This window comes from Pseudomonas sp. GW456-L13 (assembly GCF_017350115.1).
Lineage (GTDB): Bacteria > Pseudomonadota > Gammaproteobacteria > Pseudomonadales > Pseudomonadaceae > Aquipseudomonas > Aquipseudomonas jessenii.
This window is the reverse complement of the sequence record NZ_JACNAS010000001.1, coordinates 130,315-154,580: the sequence shown is the minus strand read 5'-3', so window position 1 is coordinate 154,580 and position 24,266 is coordinate 130,315. Positions and strand designations below refer to the sequence as shown.

Here is a 24,266-nt window from a genome sequence, read left to right as displayed (position 1 = left end):
GCTATCCATCCGGCAAGAGGCATGATCGGGGCGGGATAACTACACAAGCGCCCTGACATGACCCGTACCGCCAGAGTCACCGATCCTTCCTATGAGTTGATGGACGACCACAACGGCTTGTCCATCATCTATCGCCAGCACGGTTTCCCCTGCCCTCTGGTGCGCTGGCATTTCCACAAGGAATACGAACTGCACCTGATCGTCGCCAGTTCCGGCAAGGTGTTCATCGGCGACTACATCGGCAACTTCTATCCCCGGACATTGTTTCTCACCGGCCCCAACCTGCCCCACAACTGGATCAGCCAGGTGGCCGAGGATGAAGTGGTGCCCAAGCGCGACATGCTGGTCAACTTCACCGATGAGTTGTTCGATAGTGGCTATCAGGTGTTCGCCGAACTCAAGGCCCTGGCACCGCTGCTGGAGCGCGCGCAGTACGGCATCGAGTTTCGCTGCAAGCACACCATCGACAAGGCGATGGACCTGATGCAGCGCATCGCCGATACCACCGGTATGACCCGGCTCGGGCACTTTTTCATTCTGCTGGAGTTGCTCGCGGCCACCGACGACTACCAATTGCTCTCTGGTGCCACGACCCCACAACTGGCGGACGAGCACAACATCGATCGCACCAACCGCGCGGTGGATTACATTTTTGCCCACTACGCCCGGGACTTGACGCTGGAAGAGGTCGCCGAGCATCTGGGTATGAAGCCGACGTATCTCAGCCGGGTATTCAAGCAGGCCACCGGGCGCAATTTCATCGAATTCGTCAATCGCCTGCGCATCAGCAAGTCCTGCGAGTTGCTGGCCGATGGCGACAAGCCGGTGACCGATGTCTGCTTCGAATCGGGCTTCAACAATATTTCCAACTTCAACCGGCGCTTCCAGCAGCTCAAGGGCATGACGCCTTCGCATTACCGGCGGCTAGTGGTGCAGCGGTTGACCGAGCAAAACCTGGGTTGAAGACACGCCTCAAATTCCTGTGGGAGCGAGCTTGCTCGCGATGAGGCCGTGTCAGTCGACATTTATTAACCTGATACACCGCCATCGTCGGATCGCCGCCCGGACCAAGCTCGCTCCCACGGGTACAGCGTTACCCCCCTGAAACCTGTACGGATTCAATACCCCTCCTTCGCTGAAAAGCCCTTCCCTGCGTCTAGCCCTCAAAACTTCAGTGCAAAAAAGTATCGATTGAAGTGCGATGGATGATTTGTCTCGCCCTCGATTGAAGGATGTAATCAGCGCACATTCTTCCTGCCTTCGGAAGACACAAAAACAATAACTGTCCTTCTGTATCCCGCCGGGTGCAGAAAAGGAGTGCACGATGCAACCTTCGGTAAAAGCCCTGCTTGCCCTCACCTGCATGACCCTCAGCAGCGTCAGCCTTGGCGCACAGACCCTGACCATCGCCACCGTCAACAACAGCGACATGATCCGCATGCAAAAGCTCTCGAAAACCTTCGAGGCCGAGCATCCGGACATCAAGCTCAATTGGGTGGTCCTCGAAGAAAACGTCCTGCGCCAGCGCCTGACCACCGACATCGCCACCCAGGGCGGGCAATTCGATGTGCTGACCATTGGCATGTACGAAGCGGCACTCTGGGGCGCCAAGGGCTGGCTGGAGCCGATGAAGGATTTGCCGGCTGGTTACGCCCTCGACGATGTGTTTGCGTCGGTGCGCGAAGGCCTGTCTGTCAAAGGCCAGCTGTACGCCCTGCCGTTCTACGCCGAAAGCTCGATCACCTATTACCGTACCGACCTGTTCAAGGACGCCGGCCTGACCATGCCCGAGCGCCCGACCTGGGAGCAGATCGGTGAATTCGCCGCCAAACTGAACAAACCCGAACAGGAACAGTACGGCATCTGCCTGCGGGGCAAGGCCGGCTGGGGTGAGAACATCGCGCTGATCAGCACCGTGGCCAACGCCTATGGCGCGCGCTGGTTCGATGAAAAGTGGCAGCCGGAATTCAACGGTCCCGAATGGAAAAACGCGCTGAACTTCTATGTCGACACCATGAAGAAATCCGGCCCGCCGGGGGCGTCGAGCAACGGTTTCAATGAAAACCTGGCGCTGTTCAATAGTGGCAAATGCGCGATCTGGGTCGATGCCAGCGTCGCCGGCTCGTTCGTCACCGACAAGTCCCAGAGCAAGGTCACCGATCACGTCGGCTTCACCTATGCGCCGCATCAGGTCACTGACAAGGGCTCGGCCTGGTTGTACTCCTGGGCACTGGCCATTCCGACCAGTTCCAAGGCCAAGGACGCAGCGAAAACCTTCAGCGCCTGGGCCACGTCCAAAGAATACGGCGCACTGGTCGCGGAAAAAGACGGCATCGCCAATGTGCCGCCAGGCACCCGAGCCTCGACCTACAGCGAGGCGTACATGAGTGCCGCGCCGTTCGCCAGGGTCACGCTGGAATCGCTCAAGGCCGCGGACCCGAGCAAACCGGGCACCAGACCTGTGCCGTACATCGGCATCCAGTTGGTGACCATTCCCGAGTTCCAGGGCATCGGCACCCAGGTCGGCAAATCCTTCTCGGCGGCGCTGATCGGCCAAACCACGGTCGACCAGGCGTTGGCGGCGGCCCAGCAAACCACCGAGCGCGAGATGAAGCGCGCGGGTTATCCCAAGTAACCGGCAGTAGCCTGCCCCTGTTCCCTGTGGGAGCGAGCTTGCTCGCGATGAGTCCATGACATTCAACAGTGATGTCGGCTGACAGATTGCTATCGCGAGCAAGCTCGCTCCCACAGTTGATCTTCATTGCCTGTACCCATTCGGTTTAACACCATGAATACATCAACTGCAAAAGCTCACATGGACATTGCCCAGCCGCAGCGCAAAAGCCGCGTGGCCAATCCCGGCTGGTTTCTGGTCAGCCCTTCGGTGGCATTGCTGCTGTTGTGGATGATCGTACCGCTGGGTATGACCGTCTACTTCTCGACGATTCGCTACAACTTGCTCAACCCCGGCGAGAACGAGTTCGTCGGCCTGGAAAACTTCACCTACTTCCTCACCGACTCCGGCTTTCTGCCCGGCGCCACCAACACGCTGTTGCTGGTGGGCAGCGTGCTGCTGATCAGTGTGGTATTCGGCGTGCTGATCAGTGCATTGCTGGAGGCCAGTGAGTTTTTCGGTCGCGGCATCGTACGGGTGATGCTGATCTCGCCGTTTTTCATCATGCCCACGGTGGGCGCGCTGATATGGAAGAACCTGATTTTCCATCCGGTGTCGGGGATTCTCGCCTACGTCTGGAAGCTGTTCGGCGCGCAACCAGTGGACTGGCTGGCGCACTACCCGCTGCTGTCGATCATCATCATTGTCTCGTGGCAATGGCTGCCCTTCGCGATCCTGATCCTGATGACCGCCATGCAGTCCCTCGACCAGGAACAGAAGGAAGCCGCGCGCCTGGACGGTGCCGGGCCCATCGCGATCTTCTGGCACCTGACCCTGCCGCACCTGGCGCGGCCGATTGCGGTGGTGGTGATGATCGAAACCATCTTCCTGCTCTCGGTGTTCGCCGAAATTTTCACCACCACCAACGGCGGCCCCGGCTACGCCTCGACCAACCTCGCCTACCTGATCTACAACCAGGCGCTGGTGCAGTTCGACGTGGGCATGGCCTCGGCGGGCGGCCTGATCGCCGTGGTCATCGCCAACATCGCCGCGATCATCCTGGTGCGGATGATCGGCAAAAACCTGACCGACAAAGCCTGAGGCCTGCCATGACTCTTCAACAATCCCGTCGTTTGCAAAGCCTGCTGCTCGGTACGTTGGCCTGGGCCATCGCGATCCTGATCTTCTTTCCGATCTTCTGGATGGTACTGACCAGTTTCAAGACCGAGATCGATGCCTTCGCCACGCCGCCGCAGTTCATCTTCATGCCGACGCTGGAGAACTACCTGCACATCAACGAGCGCAGCGACTATTTCAGTTTCGCCTGGAACTCGGTGGTGATCTCCTTCAGCGCCACCGCGCTGTGCCTGCTGATCGCGGTGCCGGCGGCCTACTCAATGGCTTTCTACGAAACCCAACGCACCAGAGGCACGCTGCTGTGGATGCTCTCCACCAAGATGCTGCCGCCGGTGGGCGTGCTGATGCCGATCTATCTGCTGGCCAAGAGTTTCGGCCTGCTCGATACGCGGATCGCGCTGATCGTCATCTACACGCTGATCAACCTGCCGATCGTGGTCTGGATGATTTACACCTACTTCAAGGACATCCCCAGGGACATCCTCGAAGCCGCGCGGCTGGACGGCGCAACGCTGGCTCAGGAGATGCTCCGGGTGTTGCTGCCCATCGCCAAGGGCGGCCTGGCATCCACGGTGCTGCTGTCGTTGATCCTGTGCTGGAACGAGGCGTTCTGGTCGCTGAACCTGACCTCGTCGAAAGCCGCGCCACTGACCGCATTGATCGCCTCGTACTCAAGTCCCGAAGGGCTGTTCTGGGCCAAATTGTCGGCCGTCTCGACCCTGGCCTGTGCGCCGATCCTGATCTTCGGCTGGATCAGCCAGAAACAACTGGTGCGCGGCCTGTCGTTCGGCGCCGTGAAATGAATACCGTTAACCGAATGCGACTCCTGTGGGAGCGAGCTTGCTCGCGATAGCGGTGGGTCAGTCAGCATCAATGCCGACGGATACACCCTCATCGCGAGCAAGCTCGCTCCCACAAAAAAGCCCACCTGGTTCAACTGAATAAAAACAAACGGAGGCCCATCACCATGGCCAACCTGAAAATCAAGAATCTGCAAAAAGGCTTCGAAGGCTTTTCCATCATCAAGGGCATCGACCTGGAGGTGAACGACAAGGAGTTCGTGGTATTCGTCGGCCCGTCGGGCTGCGGCAAATCCACGCTGCTGCGGCTGATCGCCGGGCTGGAGGAAGTCAGTGGCGGCACTATCGAACTCGACGGCCGCGACATCACCGAAGTGAGCCCGGCCAAGCGCGATCTGGCGATGGTGTTCCAGACCTACGCCCTGTACCCGCACATGAGCGTGCGCAAGAACATGTCGTTCGCCCTCGACCTGGCCGGTGTGGCGAAAGCCGAAGTAGAGAAGAAGGTCAGCGAAGCGGCGCGCATCCTCGAACTGGGGCCGATGCTGGAGCGCAAACCCAAGCAACTGTCCGGCGGCCAGCGCCAGCGCGTGGCAATTGGCCGGGCCATCGTGCGCAACCCGAAAATCTTCCTGTTCGACGAACCGTTGTCCAACCTCGATGCCGCCCTGCGGGTGCAGATGCGCCTGGAACTGTTGCGCCTGCACAAAGAACTGCAAGCCACGATGATCTACGTGACTCACGATCAGGTCGAAGCGATGACCATGGCCGACAAAGTGGTCGTACTCAATGGCGGCAAGATCGAGCAGGTCGGCTCGCCGCTGGATCTCTATCACCAGCCAGCCAACCTGTTCGTCGCCGGTTTCCTCGGCACACCGAAAATGGGGTTCCTCAAGGGCAAGATCACCCGCGTCGACAGCCAGGGCTGTGAAGTGCAACTCGACGCCGGAACCCGCGTCAGCCTGCCCTTGGGCGGCAGGCATCTGAGCGTCGGGAGTGCGGTGACGCTGGGTATTCGCCCAGAGCACCTGGAACTGGCCAAACCCGGCGACTGTGCCTTGCAGGTCACCGCCGATGTCAGCGAGCGCCTGGGCAGCGACACCTTCTGCCACGTCCGGACGGCATCCGGCGAAGCCCTGACCATGCGCGTTCGCGGCGATCTGGCCAGCCGCTACGGTGAAACCCTGAGCCTGCATCTGGATGCGCAACACTGCCATTTATTCGATGCCGACGGCGTGGCGTTGACCCGCCCGTTGCGCGTCGCTGCCTGATTTCAGAGAGCCTGCGATGAAATTGAACCAACTCAACCTCAACCGCCTCGCCCCTGAAGTGGTCCTGCCCGCCTACGCTCTGGGCGAGACCCGCCAAGGTATCGCGCACATCGGGGTCGGCGGTTTCCACCGTGCCCATCAGGCGTACTACACCGACGCCTTGATGAATACCGGTGAAGGCCTGGACTGGGCCATCTGCGGTGTCGGCCTGCGCGCTGAGGACCGTCGCGCCCGTGACGATCTCAAGGATCAGGATTATCTGTTCACCCTGTTCGAACTCGGCGATAGCGGCGACACCGAAGTGCGGGTGATCGGCGCCCTTCGTGACATGCTGCTGGCCGAGGACAGTGCCCAGGCATTGATCGACAAACTGGCCAGCCCCGAGATCCGCATCGTCTCGCTGACCATCACCGAAGGCGGGTACTGCATCGACGACAGCACCGGCGAGTTCATGGCGCACTTGCCGCAGATCCAGCATGACCTGGCGCACCCTGGTGCACCGAAAACCGTGTTCGGCTTCCTGTGTGCCGCACTGGCCAAGCGCCGCGCAGCTGGCACAGCGGCCTTCACCCTGATGTCCTGCGATAACCTGCCGCACAACGGCGCCGTCACCCGCAAGGCCCTGCTGGCCTTTGCCGCCTTGCACGACAGCCAGTTGCGCGACTGGATCGACACCAACGTCAGTTTCCCCAACGCCATGGTCGACCGCATTACACCGATGACCAGCACCCTCCATCGCCTGCAACTGGCGGACCGGCATGGCGTGGACGATGCCTGGCCGGTGGTCTGCGAACCCTTCGCGCAATGGGTGCTGGAAGACAGGTTCGTCAACGGTCGCCCGGCCTGGGAAAAAGTCGGCGTGCAATTCACCGACGACGTCACGCCCTACGAAGAAATGAAGATCAAGCTGCTCAACGGCAGTCATCTGGCGCTGACGTACCTGGGATTCCTGAAGGGTTACCGCTTCGTCCACGAAGCCATGAACGACCCGCTGTTCGTGCGCTACATGCGCGCCTACATGGACCTGGACGTGACGCCACAGCTGCCGGCGGTGCCGGGAATCGACCTGGCCGAGTACAAGAACACCCTGGTGGCGCGGTTCTCCAATCAGGCGATTGCCGATCAGCTTGAACGGGTGTGTTCGGACGGTTCGTCGAAGTTTCCGAAATTCACCGTACCGACCATCAACCGCCTGATCGCCGATGGCTGCGATACCCGGCGCGCGGCGTTGGTGGTGGCGGCGTGGGCGCTGTATCTCAAAGGCGTGGATGAACAGGGCGAGACCTACACGATTGCGGATCCGCGGGCGGCGTTCTGCCAGGCACTGGTGGCCGATGATGTGCTGATTACCCAGCGCTTGCTGGCGGTCGAGGAGATTTTTGGTACGGCCATTGCGCGCTCGCCGGAGTTTGTCGCGGCGTTTGAGTGGTGCTGCAACAGTTTGCGCGAGGTTGGGGTGTCGCGGACGTTGGAACGGGTGCTGGCGTAAGTCCTGCGGTGGACCTGCTGCCGCCTTCGCGAGCAAGCCCGCTCCCACAAGGAGTTTTGTGCCCTGTGGGAGCGAGCTTGCTCGCGAAGGCGGCCTGACAGGCACCGGGGATACTGAATCCAGACTTGTATCTAGCTGACGACCAGGAATACTGCATGACAACCCTACAACTCTTCCTCGGCATCGACTGCGGAACCCAAGGCACCAAAGCCATCATCCTCGACTCGGCCAATGGTGAAGTACTCGGCCAGGGAACCGCCAGCCACAGCCTGATCAGCGGCCCCAATGGCCGCCGCGAACAGGACACCCAGCAGTGGCTGGAAGCCTTCGCCACCGCCACTCGTCGCGCATTGCTCGCGGCCAAAACCAATGGCCAGTCGATCCTCGGCATTGGCGTGTCCGGCCAGCAACACGGCCTGGTGCTGCTCGACGATCAGGGCAAGGTGTTGCGTGCGGCTAAACTCTGGTGCGACACCGAAACCACCCCGGAGAATGACCGACTGCTGGCCCACCTGGGTGGCGAAAAGGGTTCGCTGAAACGCCTGGGCGTAGTCATCGCGCCGGGCTACACCTTGTCCAAGCTGTTATGGACCAAAGAGCAGCATCCCGAAGTGTTCTCCCGGATCTCCCGCATCTTGCTGCCCCACGACTACCTCAACCATTGGCTCACCGGTCGTAGTTGCAGCGAATACGGCGATGCCTCGGGCACCGGGTATTTCAATGTGCGTACGCGCCAGTGGGATGGGCAATTATTGCGTGACATCGACCCCAGCGGGCGCTTGCAAGCGGCGCTGCCGGAACTGATCGCCCCCCATCAGGCGGTCGGCACGATTCTGCCAGGCATCGCCGAACACCTGGGCATCAATCCTCGGGCACTGGTGTCCAGTGGCGGTGGCGACAACATGATGGGCGCCATCGGCACCGGCAACATCCAGCCTGGCGCAATCACCATGAGCCTCGGCTCGTCAGGCACGGTGTACGCCTACGCCGATCAGCCGAACGTCGCCACGGATGCCGCGGTTGCCACGTTCTGTTCCTCCAGTGGCGGCTGGCTGCCTTTGATCTGCACCATGAACCTGACCAATGCCACCAGCCTGATTCGCGAGCTGCTGGACCTCGACATCGATCAATTCAACGACCTCGTTGCCCAGGCGCCAATCGGTGCCGACGGTGTGTGCATGCTGCCGTTCTTCAATGGCGAACGTGTGCCCGCCCTGCCCCATGCCAGCGCCAGCCTGTCGGGCCTGACCATGACCAACCTGACCCGGGCCAACCTGTGCCGCGCGGTGGTCGAAGGCACGACGTTCGGTTTGCGTTACGGACTGGACCTGCTACGCCGCAATGGCTTACAAAGCCGCAGCATTCGGCTGATTGGGGGCGGGTCAAAAAGTGCGGTCTGGCGGCAAATCGTCGCCGACACCATGAATACACCGGTGATCTGCACCGAACAAAGCGAGGCCGCAGCCTTGGGTGCGGCGATTCAGGCGGCCTGGTGCGTATCCCGGGCGAACGGGCACGAAGACAGCCTGGCGCAATTGTGCGAACGCTGCGTAAAACTCGACCCGGCCAGTGAAACCCTGCCGGTCGCCGACAATGTGCAAGCCTGTCAGCAGGCGTATGAACGCTATCAACAGCATGTCGCAACCCTTTGAAGAGTGAACAACTATGTACCTGGTGTGTGGCGAAGCGCTGTTCGATTTTTTCAGTGAAAACGACGCCAGTGGGCTGGCGTCCAAAGTGAACTTCAAGGCCATTGCCGGTGGCTCGCCGTTCAACGTGGCGGTGGGCTTGCGCCGCTTGGGTGTGGACGCGGCGCTGTTGGCCGGTTTGTCCACCGACTATTTGGGCCGGCGCCTGCTGCAAGTGCTGCAAGATGAGGGCGTGTGCCTGGACTACCTGCTGGAGTTTGCCGCGCCGACCACCCTGGCAATGGTCGCCGTGGGGGCCAATGGCTCGCCGCAGTACAGCTTCCGTGGCGAAGGTTGCGCGGATCGACAATTGCAAGCGGAGCACCTGCCGACACTCGGGCCTGAGGTACGCGGCCTGCATATCGGCTCGTTTTCCCTGGTGGTGCAGCCGATTGCCGACACGCTATTGGCATTGGTGCGCCGGGAAAGCGGCAAGCGCCTGATCAGCCTCGATCCGAACGTGCGCCTGAACCCGGAGCCGGACATCGACCTGTGGCGTAAACGAGTCGCGACACTGGTGGAACTGGCCGACCTGATCAAGGTCAGCGACGAGGACCTGCATCTGCTGTACCCCGACCAGGACCCGGCACAGGTGATAGAGGGCTGGTTGCAGCACCGCTGTCAGCTGGTATTCCTGACCCGGGGCGGCGAAGGCGCGACCGTGTTCAGTCGGGCACATGGTTCGTGGTCGGCCCCCGCCTGTTCGGTAAAAATCGCCGACACCGTGGGCGCGGGCGATACCTTTCAGGCGGCGCTGATTACCTGGCTGACCGAACAGCAACTGGATTCGGTGGAGGGCGTGAAGCAACTGGGCCGCGAGCAGATCGACCGCATGCTGAAGTTCGCGGTGCGGGCGGCGGCGCTGACGTGCAGCAAGACCGGGCCGGATTTGCCTTATCGCAAGCAACTGGATTTGCGCTGAATTCGAGGGCCTCTTCGCGAGCAGGCTCGCTCCTACAGGGTTGCGGGTCGTTCACAACATTTGTGTCGACGCTCGGGCATTGTGGGAGCTTGCTCGCGATGACTTTCTATCAGGCGCCCGATGGTCTTAACTGATATACAGGATCGCGCATCCGCGACAGGCGGTGTTCAGCCGGGTTAACCCTCGCTTAACCGTGCGATCCAACACTTCACTGGACCGCACGCCCTCAGACTGTTCTGACGCCCAGTGCGGCAAGTTCGACAAGCGACACATCGAACTGACATTCCGTCCGCACCGGAGATCGCTGATGAACACTCGCACCCTGCTGGTTACCGCCGCCCTCACCTGCACCGCGTTTGCCGGCCTGGCTCAGGCCAATGACACCACGACCTCTCAAGCCGTGCCCTATCACTACGGCATGCCATTGCATGTCAGCAAAGTGATTTCACTGACCGAGCCGGACACCCTGGAGTGCAAGGTGGTGAAGGCCGAGATGAAGTACATCGATGACACGGGAAAACCCGCAGAAATTTCCTACCGTAAACTTTCCGACGCTTGCGAGAACCAGGGCTGACCGAAAAATCTGATTTGGTACTTGGCAGTATTCCTTTGAGGGTTGCGGCGCTATGCTCTAGCGCCTCCCTCTCTGCCCGCAAGGATTCGCCATGCAGTTGTCGTTTCGCACGCTGTCGTTGTTTTGCGCCGCCCTATGTCTTTTGCTCAGTCTGGTCTGGGGTCTGACACCGCAATGGTTATTGTCGTTCTGGGATATCGAGTTTTCATTCGCGGTGGGGTTGGTCGCGCGACGCACCGCCGTGCTGTTTGGGGCGTTAAGCGTGTTCTCTTTTCTGGTTCGCAACGCCCCTCCTTGCGCAACCCGCAATGCGCTGAGCCTCGGCTTCGTCGTCGGCTGCTGGGGATTGGCCGTGCTGGGTTTTGCCGAATGGCTCAACGGCCATGTCGGACCGGGCATTTTACTGGCGGTCGGGTTTGAACTGGCGCTGGGCCTGGCGTTCTTCCAGACCCGGCGCGTGTCCCTGGAACCCGAAACAGCAGACTAGAGTGCTTTGCCCAGCATAGAGTGCGGTTCGACCTCTACGTGATGCTGCCTGGAACGCAGTTGGGCAATCAGCTCGTTGATTTCCCGACAACCATTGAGCCCGGAAGCATCGATGCCGGTGACCAATAGATCGAGCTGATCGGTTTGCCCGTCTGCATAGACCTTGACGGTCATCGACAGGTCCGGTGACAGCGTGCACTGGCAGCGCTTGGGCAGAAAACTGCTTTCGATGATATTGCGAATTTCCAAGGCAGAAAGAAACATGGCAACTCCCTCCTTTGTGAAACGGCCCGACGATCAATGCTTGCTCATTTGAAATCCCGGCAAGCTTCAAGGGCACCTACAGCATAAAACATACCTTGATTTTCGTGGTGCAGTTCATCGGCACTTCAAGGATATAGACGAATCACCTGTAAACCTGCCATACGGTTTGCAACAAGCGCCCCTGGCGACCCTGCAATTTGCACGCGGGGGGATCCCGGGTTTGCATTCACTGCACACGACAGTGAAAATGCCGCCCTTCACTTCAAGCAAGGAGGCATCATGAATTCTTTGACCGTTAACGCTTGCACAGCGTTGTTCGCACTGGGGCTTGCCGGCGTTGCTCACGCCGCCAAACTCGAAGACACCGCACCCTATCCGAAGGCCGAAAGCGGATTTACCCGCCAGGTGATTCACCTCGCGCCACAGTCCCGGGAAAGCGACTTCCAGGTCGAGATCCTGGCCGGCAAGACGATGACCGTCGACTGCAACAACCCGCGCCTGGGCGGTATTCTCGAGGAGAAGAACCTCGAGGGTTGGGGCTATCCGTTCTATCGCCTGGAAAAAGTCATCGGACCGATGAGCACGCTGATGGCCTGCCCGGGCGGCACGAGCAAACAGGGTTTTGTACCGGTGGTCGGTGACGGCTTCCTGCTGCGTTACAACAGCAAGCTGCCGCTCGTGCTGTACGTACCCAAGGACATCGAAGTGCGCTATCGGATCTGGTCGGCGTCGACCAAGGTCGAGAAAGCCATTCAGGAATAACCCGGCCATCCGGCGGCCCCTCGCGGCGCCCGTTTGCGGCGTCCGCTGTCGACCTGCCCAGGCATCATGCCGGGGCGCCACTCAACGCGGCGCGCTCGGCCACGTGCCCCAGACTATCGAAATTGATGTTGGCACCCGAGTCGATCGCCACCAGGGTCTGCCCCAAGGCACCGGTCTGCGCGACGTACCTCTTGATCCCGGCCACGGCCAGCGCACCGGAAGGTTCGGTGATCGAGCGGGTATCATCGTAGATATTCTTGATTGCGGCGCAAAGTTCATCGTTACTGACCGTCACCACGTCATCGACGCAAAACCGGCAGACCTCAAAACCGTAAGCGCCGATCTGCGCCACCGCCACCCCATCGGCGAAGGTGCCGACGCTCGGCAACACGACCCGTTCGCCGGCATGCATCGCCGCTTGCAGACACGCGGAATGTTCCGACTCGACGCCAATGACGCGAACTTCCGGCCGCAAGTATTTGACGTAGGCGGCGATACCCGCGATCAGCCCCCCGCCACCCACCGGCACGAAGATCGCATCCAGAGGCCCCTGATGCTGGCGCAGGATTTCCATTGCCACCGTGCCTTGCCCCGCGATCACCTCCGGATCGTCGAAGGGTGAAACAAAGGTGCGACCGGTTTCCCGGGCCAAATCCAGCGCACAGGCCAGTGCGAACGGAAAGCTTTCACCGTGCAACACCGCATCGGCGCCGCGACTGCGCACGCCGATGACCTTCAACTGCGGCGTCGTGCAAGGCATGACGATGGTGGCGTTGATCCCCAACTCCCGCGCCGCCAGTGCCACGCCCTGCGCATGATTGCCCGCAGAAGCCGTGACCACGCCGCGGGCCTTTTGCACCTCGCTCAGTTGCACCAGCTTGTTGTAGGCACCGCGGATCTTGAAAGAAAAGGTCGGCTGCAAGTCTTCGCGCTTGAGCAGGATCTGGTTGCCCAAGGCTTCGGACAAGGCCGGTGCCGGTTGCAAAGGCGTGCGCACGGCCAGCTCATAGACCGGCGCGGCAAGGATTTTTTTCACGTAGCCTTCAAGCAAGGCCTGTTGATCGGTTGTGAAACTCATCGTCGTCTCCTGACATTGATCGGGGCCCGGGAGACAGAAAGTAAAAACCCGCCTCGAGGGCGGGTTGGGTGCTGCAGTCGTGAGCTAGCCCGCCAAATGAGGAATGGCGGTAATAATGCTTGGCTGGCAGCGCAATACGGTGGAAGTCATGGCTCGAAATTAGCCGGACGTTGATGGCAAGTCAATGGCAAGTTTGCGGTGGTCGCTATAGGCTACCGGTTCTATTCATTGCCCAAGGAAGGAAAACATGAAGGCCATTACCCTGCCCCTTATCGCCTTGATCGCTTTTGCCGGCTATACGGTTTCAGTGATGCTCCAGGCCGAACAATCGCTGATCGATTTCGGCATCAGCCTGATGTCACGCCCGGATACTGCGCAAGTGGTGATCGATCTTTACCTGCTGGCGACGCTGGCAGCGATCTGGATGTACCAGGATGCGCGAAAGCGCGGGCAGTCGGCGGTTTCGGTGGTGCCATATCTACTGATTACCGCTGTGTTCGTGTCGATTGGGCCATTGTTGTATCTGGTGGTACGTGGGTTTCAGGATCGAAAGAGTTCAGTTGCCGCGACTCCGCAGATCTGACCGACCTCCCGTAATGAGGTTTAAATTGCAATCGCGAGCAAGCTCGCTCCTACACGAGACTTGAAAAACCGATGCCCTGAAACTCAATACCCGTTCTGCAGCCGCTCACTATGGCGGCTGCAGGACAAGCCAACGGCTGGCTACTTCAACCCCACCTTGTACAACCCGCCGTTCTCCTCATCGGTCAAAACATACAAGTATCCGTCCGGCCCCTGCCGTACGTCGCGAATGCGTTTTTTCAGCTCCCCGAGCAAGCGCTCCTCGTGGATCACCTTGTCGCCATCGAACTCCAGGCGGATCAGTTCCTGGCTGATCAGCGCGCCGACAAACACGTTGCGCTGCCAGACCTTGAAACGATCGGCATCGTAGAACGCCATGCCACTAAGGCCCGGGGACTTTTCCCAGACATGATTCGGGACAAGGGTGCCTTCGGCGATTTCACCCTTGGCTTCGGGAATCGGTTGACCGGAGTAGTTGATGCCATGGGTCGCCAGCGGCCAGCCGTAATTCTTGCCGCGCTCGATGATGTTGATTTCATCGCCGCCCTGAGGGCCGTGTTCGTTTTCCCACAGCGTGCCGTTCCACGGGTTGAGCGCGGCGCCTTGCGGGTTACGCTGCCCGTAGGACCAGATCTCCGGGCGCACGTTGGCCTGGCCGACAAAGGGGTTGTCCTTGGGCACAGTGCCATCTGGGTAGATTCGCACCACTTTACCTTGCAGCTTGTCGAGGTCCTGGGCGGTCGGGCGGTCGTTGTTTTCCCCCAGGGTCACGAACAGATAGCCGTCGCGATCAAACACCAGCCGCGAGCCAAAATGGTTGCCCACCGAGAGCTTGGGTTCCTGACGCAGGATCACCTGGAAATCCTTGAGCGCCGTCATATCGTCGGAGAGCCGGCCGCGGCCCACCGCCGTGCCGGCCTTGCCGCCCTGACCGCCACCTTCGGCATAGGACAGATAGACCATCCGGTCCTGCTTGAAGTCGGGCGACAGCGCCACGTCGAGCAATCCACCCTGCCCCTTGGCCCAGACCGTGGGTACGCCATTGAGCGGTGCGGACAACTTGCCTTCGGCGGTCACCAGTCGCAGGTTGCCGGGCCGTTCGGTCACCAGCATGCCTTTGCTATCCGGCAGGAATGCCAGGGCCCAGGGGTGCTCCAGCCCCGTCACGATGGGGGTGACCTCAAGGGTGCCATCTTCGCTTTTCATCGTCTGGGCCGGTGCGGCAAGCACAGGGACAGCGGCGCTGATCAATACGCCGGCACAGAGGGTTGCCAACAGGCTTTTACGCAACATGCAGGATTCCTTTTCTGATGGAAATGGGACTTGGTGAAAAGTAGCGGGCAGACGTCATGCCTGCCACTCAACGGTTGCTGCTACCAGTGTCTCGAGGCGGTGGATTGGGAATGAATTTCGGTGGGCTGGCGGGCGCTGTCCGGTCGGGGTAGCGATTACCAATGCCACCGTTGTCCAGTGTCGGCGGGCGCGGGACCGGCACGGTATTGGGTCCTCGTATGGCCGGGGTGCTGGGTTGGGTGCCTTGCATGCTGTTGGGATTGGCCCGGCGAATCGGACTGTTATAAGGGTTGTTGTTGGTGCTGCCCGGCAGGTTCTGGGCCAACTGCAACGAAGCAGAGACGTCGGCCTGGACCAAGGAGCCAAGTACGCCACTCAAGGCCAGTGCAATGGCGCCAAACACGTATCGGTTCATGGGGGTGCCTCTCTGCGTCCGCGTAAGTAAGGACTTCGATACCACGCTACGCCCGAGGTTCGGATTTGTTAACCAAAAACTCCCCGGCACGGTCTGGCACCCGGTTGATCCGGCGAGAGAACCGGCGCGCAGACCACAGAAACTTTTGCCCTGGACCGCAGGTCACCTGAACATCACTCGCGAGTAGACGACCATGGCACGGGCAATCTGGAAAGGCGCAATCAGCTTCGGACTGGTGCACATCCCCGTGGCGCTGGTCTCCGCAACGTCCTCCCGAGGCGTCGATTTCGACTGGCTCGACAGCCGCAGCATGGACCCGGTGGGCTACAAGCGTGTCAACAAGGTGACGGGCAAGGAAGTCACCAAGGAGCACATCGTCAAGGGCGTGCAATACGAAAAGGGCCGGTACGTGGTGCTCAGTGAAGAGGAGATCCGTTCCGCTCATCCGCTCTCGACCCAGACCATCGACATTTTCTCCTTTGTCGACGGCAAGCAGATTCCCTTGCAGAACATCGACACGCCTTACTACCTGGCTCCCGACAAACGCGGCGGAAAGGTCTATGCGCTGCTGCGCGAAACCCTGAGCAAAACCGGCAAGGTCGCCCTCGCCCGCGTGGTCTTGCATACCCGCCAGCACCTGGCCGCATTGATGCCGCTGGAATCGGCGCTGGTCCTGGTGATGCTGCGCTGGCCGGCCGAGGTGCGAAGTCTCGATGAACTGGCGCTGGGCAGCGAAGTGACCAGCCCCGAACTGGCCAAGGGCGAACGGGACATGGCCAAACGCCTGGTGGAGGACATGAGTGCCGAGTGGACGCCGGACGACTATCGGGACGGCTTCGAAGACAAGATCATGGCCCTGGTGGACAAGAAGGCCCGTGAAGGCAAGATCGAAGACGTCGAAACCGCTTCCGGTGAAGAGGAGCGCAAAACGGCGGATGTCATTGACCTGACCGAACTGCTCAAGCGCAGCCTCGGCAGCGGTAAAGCAGCGTCCAGGCCGAAGGCGGGCAGCAAACCGGTTGCCAGGAAGAAAGTCAGTAAGTGATCCGTTGGATGTCCCGGCCTCTTCGCGAGCAGGCTCGCGAAGCCTTGGTACGCTACACCGAAAAAATCAGATCAGAATGAAGACCGCCAGCAACCCGGCAAAGATCGACCATTTTTGGAGGTAGTAAAGCTTGCGGTTGCGCTTTTTCAGTTCCTTGGCGCGCAGGCGAACCTTGTAGACCTTGCTGAACAGCCGGTTGATCCCACCGGTGCGGTCTCCGTCCTCGTTCGGTGCACCTGCCGCCGACATGACAGTGCGGCTGAACCAGCGATTGAATGCCGCTGCCCACCGATACTTCATCGGCCGCTCGACGTCGCAGAACAGGATGATGCGGTTGCGTGGCGTGGTGTTCTCTGCGTAATGAATGAAGGTCTCATCGAACATCACCGCTTCGCCATCGCGCCAATGGTAGTTCTGACCATCGACATTGATGTAGCAACCTTCAGCGTTGGGTGTGTCCAGTCCGAGGTGATAACGGTACGAACCGGCATACGGGTCGCGGTGGCGCACCAGTCTAGAGCCCGGTGGCAACTCGGCGAACATTGCTGCCTTGATCGAGCCGATGCCCTGTACCAGTTCGGTGGTGCGTGGGCAGAGCTTCATGGCCGACGGGTGGCTATCGCCATACCACTTGAGATAGAAGCGCTTCCAGCCGGTCTTGAAAAACGAGTTGAAACCAACGTCATCGTATTGGTTCGAACGTTTGATCTCGCCGGCTTGAAGCAAATTCTGGCCTTCGGCACGAATTTCTTCCCAATGCGCCTGCAGCGGGCTCAGGTCGGGAAAATCAGCCGGATCGAGATACGGTTTGTTGGAGATTTTCGAAAACAGATAAAGAAAGCAATTGATCGGCGCCAGGAATGTCGAGTGATCACTCAACTGGCGCCCCAGCTTGTGGCGCACTCGACCACGCAGGTGAACGTACGCAATAGAGACAACGTAGATAACGGCAATGATCAGTTTCACGGAAATCGTCACAGGTTGGAAATAAACAAACTGCGCCCTTTACCGGCATGCCGGTCCCCGGGTCTTGTGCAGCGACTGAATGCGAAACAGCGGCCCCGTAATGCCATCGAACCACGCCGATGGTCGGCCTTCAGCTGATGGGTGGCATTTTAGCCACAGTTTGTAACCAATAGTTAACCCGCAACTGTGAAAATGTGTCCGCAAAAACCGCCAAAGCGTTGCAGAGGCCTCATCGCCCTATCGTTTAAAGAGCCAGACCAGTACAATCGCCGCCAAACTTTACGCGCCCCCAGGTTGAGAGCGGGAAAATCCCCTTTCAGCGCACGTTGTCTCGGGCCAGGCGCGCCACATGCTGCTGTCCACTTGATGCCAGATGGATCTTCCACTGCCGATCGGGATGAATGTCCCGGGGGCCCAACAGTGGAAACAGGTACTGAACCGGTACTGCCGCAACCCTAGCTACTCTGAATGCTTCGCAGGAAAAACCTTTGATTTCTACAGCTAACATCACGATGCAGTTCGGCGCCAAGCCGCTCTTCGAAAACGTTTCGGTCAAGTTCAACGGTGGCAACCGTTACGGTTTGATCGGCGCCAACGGTTGCGGCAAGTCGACCTTCATGAAGATTCTCGGCGGTGACCTCGAGCCGTCCGGCGGCCAGGTCATGCTGGAACCGAACGTGCGCCTGGGTAAATTGCGCCAGGACCAGTTCGCCTACGAAGAATTCACCGTGATCGACACCGTGATCATGGGTCACGAAGAGCTGTGGAAGGTCAAGGCCGAGCGCGATCGCATCTATTCGCTGCCGGAAATGAGCGAAGCAGACGGCATGGCCGTGGCCGAGCTGGAAACCGAATTCGCCGAAATGGATGGCTACACCGCCGAATCCCGTGCCGGCGAACTGCTGCTGGGCCTGGGTATTCCCCTGGAACAGCATTTCGGCCCGATGTCCGAAGTGGCTCCAGGCTGGAAACTGCGGGTATTGCTGGCCCAGGCATTGTTCTCCGATCCGGAAGTGTTGTTGCTCGACGAACCGACCAACCACCTGGACATCAACACCATTCGCTGGCTGGAATCGATTCTCACCGTGCGTAACAGCACCATGATCATCATTTCCCACGACCGTCACTTCCTCAACAGCGTCTGCACCCACATGGCCGACCTGGACTACGGTGAGCTGCGCCTGTTCCCGGGCAACTACGACGAGTACATGACTGCGGCGACCCAGTCTCGCGAGCAACTGCTGTCGGACAACGCCAAGAAGAAAGCCCAGATCGCCGAACTGCAAACGTTCGTCAGCCGCTTCTCGGCCAACGCCTCGAAAGCCAAGCAGGCCACTTCCCGCGCCAAGCAGATCGACAAGATCCAGTTGGCCGAAGTCAAGCCATCGAGCCGCGTGAGCCCGTTCATCCGCTTCGAACAGACCAAGAAGCTGCACCGCCAGGCCGTGACCATCGAGCAGATGTCCAAGGGCTTCGACGGCAAGACCCTGTTCAAGAACTTCAGCTTCACCGTAGAAGCCGGCGAGCGCGTGGCGATCATCGGCCCGAACGGTATCGGCAAAACCACCCTGCTGCGCACCCTGATGGGCGAACTGACCCCGGACGCCGGCTCCGTGAAGTGGACCGAAAGCGCGGAGCTGGGCTACTACGCCCAGGACCACGCCCACGACTTCGAAGACGACGTCAGCCTGTTCGACTGGATGGGCCAGTGGACTCAGGGCGAGCAGATCATTCGCGGCACTTTGGGCCGCATGCTGTTCTCCAACGACGAGATCCTCAAGTCGGTCAAGGTCATCTCCGGTGGTGAGCAAGGCCGCATGCTGTTCGGCAAGCTGATCCTGCAAAAGCCGAACGTACTGGTGATGGACGAACCGACCAACCACCTGGACATGGAATCGATCGAAGCGCTGAACCTGGCGCTGGAGAACTACCCGGGCACGCTGATCTTCGTCAGCCACGACCGTGAGTTCGTATCGTCCCTGGCCACCCGCATCATCGAGCTGAGCCCTAACGGCGTGACCGACTTCAGCGGCACCTACGACGATTACCTGCGTAGCCAGGGTGTGGTGTTCTAAAGGTAGCTACAAGCCTTTAGCTACAAGCTTCAAGTGAAAAGCCCTGTCCTGGTGACGGGGCTTTTTGCATTCCGGGCCAAGGTTTCTTGTTGGTACATGAATCATCGCGAGCAAGCTCGCTCCCACAGGGGGATGCATTTCAAAATGTGGGAGCGAGCTTGCTCGCGATGAGGCCATGAGGAACAACGATAATGTCACGGCAAAAGTAGTTAGCCTGCTTTCTTTTATCCCAACGCCGCGCCATGATGCAGGTCTCCCACCGCCGCCCGCGAACGAGCCCTCATGTCTGTGCAGCAAGTTGCTCCGCAAAGCTCATTGGCGATCACCCTGCAGATCGTCTCCATCGTTTTCTATACCTTCATTGCCTTCCTCTGCATCGGTTTGCCGATTGCGGTATTGCCGGGTTATGTCCACGAACAACTCGGGTTCAGCGCCATCGTGGCCGGGCTGACCATCGGCTCGCAATACCTCGCCACCCTGCTCAGCCGGCCCATGGCCGGGCGGATGTCGGACAGCGTTGGTACCAAGCGCGCAATCATCTATGGCTTGGCGGGGATTGTGCTCAGCGGCGTGCTGACCTTGCTGTCGACCCTGTTGCAAGGCTTTCCCTTGCTCAGCCTGCTGATCCTGATCGCCGGGCGCCTGCTACTGGGGATCGCCCAAGGGTTGATCGGTGTCGGCACCATCAGTTGGTGCATGGGCCAGGTGGGCGCCGAGCATACCGCGCGGTCGATTTCCTGGAACGGCATCGCGTCCTATGGAGCGATTGCCATTGGCGCACCGCTGGGTGTGGTCATGGTGCAACAACTGGGCTTCGCCAGCCTGGGTATCGCCCTGTCGCTGCTGGCCCTGGCCGCACTGTTGCTGATTCGCAACAAGCCCTCGGTGCCCGTGGTGCGCGGCGAGCGCCTGCCGTTTTGGGCGGTGTTCGGGCGCATTGCGCCGTTCGGCGCGAGCTTGAGCCTGGCGTCCATTGGCTACGGCACCCTGACGACCTTTATCACTCTTTACTACGTCAATCGTGGCTGGACCGGCGCGGCCTACTGCCTGACCGTGTTCGGCGTGTGTTTCATTCTGTCGCGGCTGCTGTTCATATCCGCCATCGGTCGGTTTGGCGGGTTCACGTCGGCCATTGCCTGCATGTGCATTGAGACGGTTGGCCTGATGCTGTTGTGGCTGGCCCCTTCGACCGGGTATGCGCTCATTGGCGCCGGCCTGACTGGATTTGGCCTGTCTCTGGTGTATCCGGCGTTGGGTGTCGAGGCCATCAAACAGGTGCCCAACTCCAGCCGGGGGGCGGGTTTGAGTGCTTATGCAGTGTTTTTCGATCTGGCGCTGGCGATTGCCGGCCCCTTGATGGGCGCAGTGGCGTTGAACCTGGGTTATGCGTGGATTTTCTTCAGTGCTGCGTTGTTATCGGTGACGGGTTTGGGGCTGACGTTGCTGCTCAAGAGTCGTTCGATGACGTAAGCCTTGGCGCTGACCCTGTGGGAGCGAGCTTGCTCGCGATGGCGGAGTATTTGTCGACATCGATGTTGGATGTGATGGCCCCATCGCGAGCAAGCTCGCTCCCACAGGGTTTTGTGCACATTACTGATCGGCAGTCTGCATCCCCGCCCGGGTCGACCTGCCCAAGGTGCGCGAGAAGAATCTTCCGGCTTCAGAAATCAGATTGCGATGAATGTCCTGCCGATCGACGCCATCGGCATCGGTGCACAGCGCAGGCATGATTACGATCTGCTCGTCATTGCACGGTGCCATGAAGACGAAGTGCCCTGCCCCGGCCAGTAACTTGAAGTCAGGCGCGGTCGGCAGTTTGCGCGCCAGCGCCGCGGCGTTCTTGTCGACAGCCACCAGCTTGTCGCCATCGCCGCTGTAAAGCAGCACCGGCACATGCACATCGGCCAGGGTGTGGCGGCCGAACTTCAGGCTCAACGGTGCCATCAGCATCAAGGCGTGGACGCGAGGATCGGCCACCGGTTGCAGGTCGTCGCGGTCGACAATCAATTCGCCCTGGGTGTTACAGGCATCGCGGTCATCCGGGCGCTCCTGGCAGTAACGGCGCAGGCGATCCAGGTCCGGGGTCGCGCCAGACAGAATCAATGCGGTCTCGCCACCGGCCGAATAGCCAATGACCCCCACCTGATCGGCATTGACGAACGGCGACAGCATACGGTCGCCCAAGGTCGCGGTAATGGCTTCGGAAATCTGGATCGGCCGGCCGTACAGGTTACTCAAAGTACCGAGTCGGCTGTGGTCCCTGGAGTTGTCACCGGGGTGAATCACCGCCACCACGACAAAGCCTTTGCGCGCCAGCGACGTGGCAAGGTCGTGCAGGGCCAGCGGGGTACCGGTATTTCCGTGGGACAGCATCAGCATCGGGAACCGGCCGATGGCGACCTTGGTGTCCTCCCCGGCTTCGACGGTGTAACCCTCGAGCTTGCTGGTGTGCTCCCGATCACTGGAAGGATAGAAGGCAATGGCGCGCATCGGCTGCAAGTCCAGCGGATCGAGAAAAGTCATCTCGTGGAAGCCGACGCTCCAGTGAGGATGCGGTGCAGGCGCGGCGTGCACTGTATTCAAGCTGCTGAGCAGGCAAATCAGTAAAGTTGCACAAAGACGCATCATGGATGCCCCGCCTTGTTACCGGACTTGAGACGTACGCCCTGGACTGCATGAGTCGGGCCACAATCTGAAACGACCAGAAACAAAAAACTCCGTAACTGGTACTTGCGTAGCCAGAATACAGAGTTTTTTGGGCTTTACCTGAACGGTTGCTTACTTTTACCCAAGCCTTACGCAGCGGCGAACAACTGCTCGCTGATTTGTGAGTGGGCGGCGCTCATGGCCTTGCTGCGCACGTCGTCACCGTAAGCCAGGCCTTCGGCACGGACGATTTCGATGTCGGTGATACCGATGAAACCGAACAGCAACTTCAAATACTCTTCGTGGGCAACACCGGTTGCCTGACCGGCGTGCATGCCGCCGGAGGTCGAAACGATCACGACTTTCTTGCCGCCGCACAGGCCTTCAGGGCCGGCTTCGGTGTAACGGAAGGTCTGGCCGGCCACCGCGATGCGGTCGATCCAGGCTTTGAGTTGAGTCGGGATGGTGAAGTTGTACATCGGTGCGGCAATCACCACGGCATCGGCAGCCAGGAATTCGGCCAGGGTCGAGGCGCTCAGCTCCGCTTCGTGCTGTTGTGCGGCGTTGCGCAGTTCAGCGGTGGTGCCGGCGGCGACCAGGGTGGTGGCGGAGAAATGGCTGATGGCGTCGGCGGCCAGGTCGCGGTAAGTCACCACGGCGGTTGGCTCGGCGGCTTGCCAGGCTTTGACGACTTCACCGCTCAACTGACGGGAAGCCGAGTTGTCGCCCAGGATGCTCGAATCGATATGCAGCAGTTTCATGTGGGATCTCCAAGTGAGGATCGCCCACAAGGGCGATCTGATGGGACTAATCCTACACACGAAACCAATAGCTGATTAGACGGTAACAATGCGATAGTTCGTCCCATAGATAGGACAATTGGATTCACATCATGCAAGACCTCAACGACCTGTACTACTTCGCCAAAGTCGTGGAAGCCGGGGGGTTCGCCGCGGCCGGGCGTTTGCTGGGCATCCCCAAGTCCCGATTGTCACGGCGCATCGCCGAACTGGAAGAGCGCCTCGGCGCAAGACTGCTGCAACGCACCACCCGACAACTGAAACTGACTGCCGTCGGTGAGCGTTACCTCAGGCACTGTCAGGCGATGCTGTTGGAGGCGGAAATGGCCGATGAGGCCGTGGCCAGCATGTCCAGCGAGCCCCGCGGGCGTTTGCGGGTGTCCTGCCCGGTTGGGCTGGCCCATGAAATATTGCCGGGGGTGATCAGCGACTTTCTGGAAAGGTTTCCACAAGTCCAGCTGGAGGTCATGCTGCTCAACCGCCGGGTCGACCTGGTGAACGAAGGCATTGACGTGGCCCTGCGTGTGCGAGAGCTGGGCGACGAAGACCCGCTGCTGGTGACACGCCGCCTGCGTCAGGCGCAGATGCTGATGGTCGCCAGTCCCGGCTTCCTCGTTGGCCGTGAGATCAACCATCCCGACGATCTGAAAAGCCTGCCGGTGCTCGGCGCGCTGGAAGCCGACCGCATGGTGCACATCCGCATGCTGGATCAAAAAGGCAAAAGTTGTGAACTGGCGCTCGAGGCCCGGCTGGGCATCGATGACTTTATCGTGCGCAAGGCCAGCACCCTCTCTGGCCTGGGCTTTACGATGCTGCCCATGATGTATTGCGAGCAGGAACTGGAAAACGGCGCACTGGTGCAGTTGTTGCCCGACTGGTCGTTGCCCGGTGGCTGGCTGCAAGCGGTCTATCCTCATCGACGCGGGGTCATGCCGACGGTACGCGCCTGGATTGACCATCTGGTCGAGTCATTCAATGCCTGTGGGGAACGATTGTTATGAAAGCCGGACGGATGAGCGAAGAGGATGTCGCGAAATTCTGCCTTACCCTGCCCGGAGCACGGGAAGACTATAAATGGGGCGGCGTGCGGGTGTTTTCGATTGCCGGGAACAAGATGTTCGCCTTGCAGGGCCTGCGGGGTGATTCCCTGGCCTTCAAGGTCGACAAGGATCTGTTTCTCGGTCATTGCGACCGCCCGGGGATTCATCCGGCGCCTTATCTGGCGCGCGCCCAGTGGATCATCATGGAAACGCCCTACCCGCTCGGCAACGAAGAACTGCAGGGCTTGTTGCAGCGCTCCCACCAGTTGGTGGTGAGCAAACTGCCCAAGCGCACTCAAGTCGGCTTGTTGCTCTAGGG

Annotated in this window: 24 protein-coding genes; 17 read left to right on the top strand and 7 right to left on the bottom strand. The window is 60.1% G+C overall.

Annotated features, from left to right (window positions below; all coding sequences use genetic code 11):
* The first annotated feature begins 57 nt into the window (after positions 1-57).
* The 10 genes from J4D25_RS00740 (at position 58) to J4D25_RS00695 (ending at position 10,982) form a co-directional block, all read left to right on the top strand.
* Positions 58-963 (top strand): AraC family transcriptional regulator, encoded by a 906-nt coding sequence (locus J4D25_RS00740; RefSeq protein WP_057714767.1) that lies wholly within the window; start codon positions 58-60, stop codon positions 961-963.
* Positions 964-1,324: 361 nt separating this feature from the next.
* A complete protein-coding gene (locus tag J4D25_RS00735) occupies positions 1,325-2,635 on the top strand; it encodes a sugar ABC transporter substrate-binding protein (RefSeq protein ID WP_057714766.1) in 1,311 nt (436 codons plus the stop codon).
* 153 nt (positions 2,636-2,788) lie between these two features.
* Positions 2,789-3,715 carry a carbohydrate ABC transporter permease gene (locus tag J4D25_RS00730; protein WP_046042047.1) on the top strand — a complete coding sequence of 309 codons (927 nt, stop codon included), beginning with the start codon at positions 2,789-2,791 and terminating at the stop codon, positions 3,713-3,715.
* A gap of 8 nt (positions 3,716-3,723) precedes the next feature.
* A complete protein-coding gene (locus J4D25_RS00725; protein WP_057714765.1) occupies positions 3,724-4,554 on the top strand; it encodes a carbohydrate ABC transporter permease in 831 nt (276 codons plus the stop codon).
* Positions 4,555-4,718: 164 nt separating this feature from the next.
* Entirely contained in the window at positions 4,719-5,822 is a 1,104-nt protein-coding gene (locus J4D25_RS00720; RefSeq protein ID WP_057714764.1) for an ABC transporter ATP-binding protein, read from the top strand.
* A 16-nt stretch (positions 5,823-5,838) separates the two neighbouring features.
* Positions 5,839-7,311: a mannitol dehydrogenase family protein gene (locus J4D25_RS00715; RefSeq protein WP_057714763.1), complete on the top strand. Its 1,473-nt coding sequence runs from the start codon at positions 5,839-5,841 to the stop codon at positions 7,309-7,311.
* A 155-nt stretch (positions 7,312-7,466) separates the two neighbouring features.
* Positions 7,467-8,963, top strand: a complete 1,497-nt coding sequence (gene xylB / locus J4D25_RS00710; protein ID WP_057714762.1) for a xylulokinase — start codon at positions 7,467-7,469, stop codon at positions 8,961-8,963.
* Positions 8,964-8,976: 13 nt separating this feature from the next.
* Positions 8,977-9,921, top strand: coding sequence for a carbohydrate kinase (locus J4D25_RS00705; protein ID WP_057714761.1), 945 nt, complete (start codon positions 8,977-8,979; stop codon positions 9,919-9,921).
* Between the two features lie 307 nt (positions 9,922-10,228).
* A complete protein-coding gene (locus J4D25_RS00700) occupies positions 10,229-10,495 on the top strand; it encodes a DUF2790 domain-containing protein (protein WP_057714760.1) in 267 nt (88 codons plus the stop codon).
* A gap of 91 nt (positions 10,496-10,586) precedes the next feature.
* Positions 10,587-10,982 carry a hypothetical protein gene (locus J4D25_RS00695; protein WP_057714759.1) on the top strand — a complete coding sequence of 132 codons (396 nt, stop codon included), beginning with the start codon at positions 10,587-10,589 and terminating at the stop codon, positions 10,980-10,982.
* Here the strand turns inward: J4D25_RS00695 and J4D25_RS00690 are convergent.
* A complete protein-coding gene (locus J4D25_RS00690) occupies positions 10,979-11,245 on the bottom strand; it encodes a DUF1652 domain-containing protein (protein WP_057714758.1) in 267 nt (88 codons plus the stop codon). The genes J4D25_RS00695 and J4D25_RS00690 overlap by 4 nt on opposite strands.
* A 279-nt stretch (positions 11,246-11,524) precedes the next feature.
* Here J4D25_RS00690 and eco point away from each other — a divergent pair, with 279 nt between their 5' ends.
* The gene (eco, locus tag J4D25_RS00685) at positions 11,525-12,007 is read left to right on the top strand and encodes a serine protease inhibitor ecotin (RefSeq protein ID WP_057714757.1); all 483 of its coding nucleotides are present in this window, start codon (positions 11,525-11,527) and stop codon (positions 12,005-12,007) included.
* Positions 12,008-12,071: 64 nt separating this feature from the next.
* Here the strand turns inward: eco and ilvA are convergent, their stop codons facing one another.
* The gene (gene ilvA, locus J4D25_RS00680) at positions 12,072-13,085 is read right to left on the bottom strand and encodes a threonine ammonia-lyase, biosynthetic (RefSeq protein ID WP_079246749.1); all 1,014 of its coding nucleotides are present in this window, start codon (positions 13,083-13,085) and stop codon (positions 12,072-12,074) included.
* A 247-nt stretch (positions 13,086-13,332) separates the two neighbouring features.
* On the opposite strand from ilvA, the gene J4D25_RS00675 reads away from it, so the two are divergent.
* The gene (locus J4D25_RS00675) at positions 13,333-13,668 is read left to right on the top strand and encodes a DUF2834 domain-containing protein (protein ID WP_057714756.1); all 336 of its coding nucleotides are present in this window, start codon (positions 13,333-13,335) and stop codon (positions 13,666-13,668) included.
* A 140-nt stretch (positions 13,669-13,808) separates the two neighbouring features.
* On the opposite strand, the gene J4D25_RS00670 is transcribed toward J4D25_RS00675, so the two are convergent.
* Complete coding sequence (locus J4D25_RS00670) at positions 13,809-14,960, bottom strand: PQQ-dependent sugar dehydrogenase (protein ID WP_057714755.1); 1,152 nt, start codon at positions 14,958-14,960, stop codon at positions 13,809-13,811.
* 67 nt (positions 14,961-15,027) lie between these two features.
* A complete protein-coding gene (locus tag J4D25_RS00665) occupies positions 15,028-15,375 on the bottom strand; it encodes a hypothetical protein (protein ID WP_057714754.1) in 348 nt (115 codons plus the stop codon).
* 193 nt (positions 15,376-15,568) lie between these two features.
* On the opposite strand from J4D25_RS00665, the gene J4D25_RS00660 reads away from it, so the two are divergent.
* Positions 15,569-16,420, top strand: coding sequence for a Ku protein (locus J4D25_RS00660; RefSeq protein ID WP_057714753.1), 852 nt, complete (start codon positions 15,569-15,571; stop codon positions 16,418-16,420).
* Positions 16,421-16,486: 66 nt separating this feature from the next.
* Here J4D25_RS00660 and lpxO read toward each other — a convergent pair whose 3' ends face one another.
* Positions 16,487-17,386: a lipid A hydroxylase LpxO gene (gene lpxO, locus J4D25_RS00655; RefSeq protein ID WP_057714752.1), complete on the bottom strand. Its 900-nt coding sequence runs from the start codon at positions 17,384-17,386 to the stop codon at positions 16,487-16,489.
* Positions 17,387-17,874: 488 nt separating this feature from the next.
* Here lpxO and J4D25_RS00650 point away from each other — a divergent pair, with 488 nt between their 5' ends.
* Entirely contained in the window at positions 17,875-19,461 is a 1,587-nt protein-coding gene (locus tag J4D25_RS00650) for an ABC-F family ATPase (RefSeq protein ID WP_033052720.1), read from the top strand.
* 282 nt (positions 19,462-19,743) lie between these two features.
* A complete protein-coding gene (locus J4D25_RS00645; RefSeq protein ID WP_057714751.1) occupies positions 19,744-20,931 on the top strand; it encodes an MFS transporter in 1,188 nt (395 codons plus the stop codon).
* A 120-nt stretch (positions 20,932-21,051) separates the two neighbouring features.
* Here J4D25_RS00645 and J4D25_RS00640 read toward each other — a convergent pair whose 3' ends face one another.
* Together J4D25_RS00640 and J4D25_RS00635 are read right to left on the bottom strand one after the other, a co-directional pair.
* A complete protein-coding gene (locus tag J4D25_RS00640) occupies positions 21,052-22,089 on the bottom strand; it encodes a dienelactone hydrolase (protein ID WP_057714750.1) in 1,038 nt (345 codons plus the stop codon).
* Between the two features lie 167 nt (positions 22,090-22,256).
* Positions 22,257-22,868 (bottom strand): FMN-dependent NADH-azoreductase, encoded by a 612-nt coding sequence (locus J4D25_RS00635; RefSeq protein WP_057714749.1) that lies wholly within the window; start codon positions 22,866-22,868, stop codon positions 22,257-22,259.
* A 131-nt stretch (positions 22,869-22,999) separates the two neighbouring features.
* On the opposite strand from J4D25_RS00635, the gene J4D25_RS00630 reads away from it, so the two are divergent.
* Positions 23,000-23,908: a LysR substrate-binding domain-containing protein gene (locus tag J4D25_RS00630; RefSeq protein ID WP_057714748.1), complete on the top strand. Its 909-nt coding sequence runs from the start codon at positions 23,000-23,002 to the stop codon at positions 23,906-23,908.
* The gene (locus tag J4D25_RS00625) at positions 23,905-24,264 is read left to right on the top strand and encodes an MmcQ/YjbR family DNA-binding protein (RefSeq protein ID WP_057714747.1); all 360 of its coding nucleotides are present in this window, start codon (positions 23,905-23,907) and stop codon (positions 24,262-24,264) included. Before J4D25_RS00630 ends, J4D25_RS00625 begins: the two co-directional genes overlap by 4 nt.
* Positions 24,265-24,266 lie beyond the last annotated feature (2 nt).

Coding starts and splice junctions, on each gene's coding strand:
- J4D25_RS00740 (WP_057714767.1), top strand. CDS start 58: ATGACCCGTACCGCCAGAGTCACCGATCCTTCCTATGAGTTGATGGAC.
- J4D25_RS00735 (WP_057714766.1), top strand. CDS start 1,325: ATGCAACCTTCGGTAAAAGCCCTGCTTGCCCTCACCTGCATGACCCTC.
- J4D25_RS00730 (WP_046042047.1), top strand. CDS start 2,789: ATGAATACATCAACTGCAAAAGCTCACATGGACATTGCCCAGCCGCAG.
- J4D25_RS00725 (WP_057714765.1), top strand. CDS start 3,724: ATGACTCTTCAACAATCCCGTCGTTTGCAAAGCCTGCTGCTCGGTACG.
- J4D25_RS00720 (WP_057714764.1), top strand. CDS start 4,719: ATGGCCAACCTGAAAATCAAGAATCTGCAAAAAGGCTTCGAAGGCTTT.
- J4D25_RS00715 (WP_057714763.1), top strand. CDS start 5,839: ATGAAATTGAACCAACTCAACCTCAACCGCCTCGCCCCTGAAGTGGTC.
- xylB (WP_057714762.1), top strand. CDS start 7,467: ATGACAACCCTACAACTCTTCCTCGGCATCGACTGCGGAACCCAAGGC.
- J4D25_RS00705 (WP_057714761.1), top strand. CDS start 8,977: ATGTACCTGGTGTGTGGCGAAGCGCTGTTCGATTTTTTCAGTGAAAAC.
- J4D25_RS00700 (WP_057714760.1), top strand. CDS start 10,229: ATGAACACTCGCACCCTGCTGGTTACCGCCGCCCTCACCTGCACCGCG.
- J4D25_RS00695 (WP_057714759.1), top strand. CDS start 10,587: ATGCAGTTGTCGTTTCGCACGCTGTCGTTGTTTTGCGCCGCCCTATGT.
- J4D25_RS00690 (WP_057714758.1), bottom strand. CDS start 11,245: ATGTTTCTTTCTGCCTTGGAAATTCGCAATATCATCGAAAGCAGTTTT.
- eco (WP_057714757.1), top strand. CDS start 11,525: ATGAATTCTTTGACCGTTAACGCTTGCACAGCGTTGTTCGCACTGGGG.
- ilvA (WP_079246749.1), bottom strand. CDS start 13,085: ATGAGTTTCACAACCGATCAACAGGCCTTGCTTGAAGGCTACGTGAAA.
- J4D25_RS00675 (WP_057714756.1), top strand. CDS start 13,333: ATGAAGGCCATTACCCTGCCCCTTATCGCCTTGATCGCTTTTGCCGGC.
- J4D25_RS00670 (WP_057714755.1), bottom strand. CDS start 14,960: ATGTTGCGTAAAAGCCTGTTGGCAACCCTCTGTGCCGGCGTATTGATC.
- J4D25_RS00665 (WP_057714754.1), bottom strand. CDS start 15,375: ATGAACCGATACGTGTTTGGCGCCATTGCACTGGCCTTGAGTGGCGTA.
- J4D25_RS00660 (WP_057714753.1), top strand. CDS start 15,569: ATGGCACGGGCAATCTGGAAAGGCGCAATCAGCTTCGGACTGGTGCAC.
- J4D25_RS00645 (WP_057714751.1), top strand. CDS start 19,744: ATGTCTGTGCAGCAAGTTGCTCCGCAAAGCTCATTGGCGATCACCCTG.
- J4D25_RS00640 (WP_057714750.1), bottom strand. CDS start 22,089: ATGATGCGTCTTTGTGCAACTTTACTGATTTGCCTGCTCAGCAGCTTG.
- J4D25_RS00635 (WP_057714749.1), bottom strand. CDS start 22,868: ATGAAACTGCTGCATATCGATTCGAGCATCCTGGGCGACAACTCGGCT.
- J4D25_RS00630 (WP_057714748.1), top strand. CDS start 23,000: ATGCAAGACCTCAACGACCTGTACTACTTCGCCAAAGTCGTGGAAGCC.
- J4D25_RS00625 (WP_057714747.1), top strand. CDS start 23,905: ATGAAAGCCGGACGGATGAGCGAAGAGGATGTCGCGAAATTCTGCCTT.